The organism is Streptomyces sp. NPDC005899, assembly GCF_040629645.1.
Taxonomy (GTDB): domain Bacteria; phylum Actinomycetota; class Actinomycetes; order Streptomycetales; family Streptomycetaceae; genus Streptomyces.
In genome coordinates this window covers 1-1,704 of record NZ_JBEXWB010000648.1, presented here as the reverse complement: position 1 = coordinate 1,704, position 1,704 = coordinate 1, and the positions used below count along the sequence as shown (strand labels likewise).

Annotated in this window: 2 protein-coding genes; both read right to left on the bottom strand. The window is 74.8% G+C overall.

Annotated elements, in window-relative coordinates:
* Window positions 1–816, bottom strand: an 816-nt coding sequence (locus tag ABZ371_RS32380; RefSeq protein WP_358686469.1) for a DMT family transporter, incomplete at its 3' end; no start/stop codon positions are given.
* Window positions 813–1,658 carry a phosphatase PAP2 family protein gene (locus ABZ371_RS32375; protein WP_358686467.1) on the bottom strand — a complete coding sequence of 282 codons (846 nt, stop codon included), beginning with the start codon at window positions 1,656–1,658 and terminating at the stop codon, window positions 813–815. The genes ABZ371_RS32380 and ABZ371_RS32375, both read right to left, overlap by 4 nt.
* Window positions 1,659–1,704 lie beyond the last annotated feature (46 nt).

Genomic DNA, 1,704 nt, shown 5'->3' with positions numbered 1-1,704 from the left:
CTGGGCGCGGCTGAGCAGCATGACGCCCCGGCCGGCGGCCACCGCTCCGGCGATCGCCGGGAGCAGGCCCGTCGCCCCGCCCTGCAGGCGCTCACCGAGCAGCACGAGGCCGATCACGGCGGCCGCGACCGGGTTCGCCAGGGTGACGACGGCGAGCGGAGCTCCCAGGCCGCCGCGGTACGCCGTCTGGGAGAGCAGCAGGCCCCCCATGGCGAAGAGGGAGACGAGCAGTGCCACGGTCACGAGCCGCCAGCTGAGCAGGGGGCCGGTGTGGTCGGTGGTGGCGACCGTCAGCGTCTGCGTGAGCGCGGAGGCCACACCGGAGGTGATGCCCGAAGCCGCGGCGTGCCGGAGTCCGGGGCGTGTGCCGGGGCGGCTGAGGCAGGCCACGAGCGCCATGGTCACCGCGCCGACGCCGAGGGCCTCGGTCAGGGTGAGGGTGTCGTGCGGCGCGGAGCCGCCCGCCGTGAGGAGCAGCGTGCCGAGGCCGACGAGGGTGAGGACCGTGCCGCGCCATTCCGTGGCGCTGACCCGGCGTCCCGCGGCGCGTGCCCCGAGGGGGACGGCCGCCACGAGGGTGAGCGCGCCGAGCGGCTGGACGAGGGTGAGCGGTCCGTACTTCAGGGCCGCCACGTGCAGCAGCGCTCCGCCCGCGTTGAGGGCGACCGCCGACCACCAGGCCCCGCGGCGGAGCATGCGCAGCACCCCGCCCGACGCTTCCGTCCGCCCCGCCAGCCGGGCCTGCGCCACCGCGGCCGCCGCGTAGGCGCCCGCGGAGACGAGGGAGAGCAGGACGGCTACCAGGGTGGCGTTCACCGGCCCGCTCCGCTTCGTGCGTAACCGGGGGCCGGGTGGGGGCCGAAGGAGGCGTGGACGGGCACCGGCAGTGCCGTCGGCACGGCCGGCCACGTCAGGCGCGCCGGGGTGCCCGCCGGGCGGGGCAGCGGAAGCGCGGCGTAGGCGATCGACAGCAGCGCGGAGACCACGATCGCGTCGAGCCAGTAGTGGTTGGCCGTGCCCACGATCACGAGCAGCGTGATCAGGGGGTGCAGCAGCCACAGGGCACGCCACCGCGAACGGGTGGCGACGATCAGCCCGACGGCGACGGTCAGGGCCCAGCCGAAGTGCAGGGAGGGCATCGCGGCGAACTGGTTGGCCATCGAGTCGGTGGACGGGGTGGCCCCGTAGACCGTCGGGCCGTACACCTGGCCGGTGTCGACGAGGCCCGTCGCGTGCAGCAGGCGTGGTGGCGCGAGCGGGAAGAGCAGGTGCAGGGCGAGCGCGGCCCCGGTGAGGGCGGTGAGTACGCGGCGCGACCACACGTAATGGCGCGGGTGGCGCCGGTAGAGCCAGACCAGGAAGAGGAGCGTGGCCGGGAAGTGGACGCTCGCGTAGTAGGTGTTGGCCGCCTGGACGAGGGTGTGGCCGTGCAGGAGCAGGTCCTGCACGGCCCCTTCGCCGGGGAGCTGGAGGGTCCTTTCGAGGTCCCAGACGTGCCCGGCGTTGCGGAACGCCTCCTCGACGTGGCCGTCGGCGGCCCGGCGGCCGAACTTGTAGGCGAGGAAGAGTCCTGCGACCAGGAGGAACTCGCGGAGGAGGGGCGGTCGGGCAGAGGTGTCCGGCTCCCGTTCCGCAGGCTCGCTGCGGGTGTGCATCACCCGTGCCCCTTTGCTGACGAAGCGCTGTTACGGGACCGGCATGGCG